Origin of the sequence: Exiguobacterium sp. s64, from assembly GCF_018618035.1 — a bacterium.
Classification (GTDB): domain Bacteria; phylum Bacillota; class Bacilli; order Exiguobacteriales; family Exiguobacteriaceae; genus Exiguobacterium; species Exiguobacterium mexicanum_A.
Genome location: NZ_JACSLH010000032.1, coordinates 1 through 215 on the forward strand (window position 1 = coordinate 1; position 215 = coordinate 215).

Genomic DNA, 215 nt, shown 5'->3' on the forward strand with positions numbered 1-215 from the left:
CACGGCGACGTGTGGAGCTGAATGATACTAATCGGTCGAGGCTTTGATCTAGTCTAACGGTTTGAGTGAATTGATGAGTCTTCAGTTTTCAGGGAACAACCCTGAAATGGATTGACACGCCCTCGGGGCGATGTTAATATTCTTTTGTCTGGTGGCGATAGCGAAGCGGCCACACCCGTTCCCATGCCGAACACGGAAGTTAAGCGCTTCAGCGC

Annotated in this window: 1 rRNA gene; it reads left to right on the top strand. The window is 51.2% G+C overall.

Features of this window, described 5'->3' with window-relative positions:
- Positions 1-147: 147 nt before the first annotated feature.
- Positions 148-215: ribosomal RNA gene (gene rrf / locus KNP64_RS14785) — 5S ribosomal RNA — on the top strand; the annotation flags it as partial.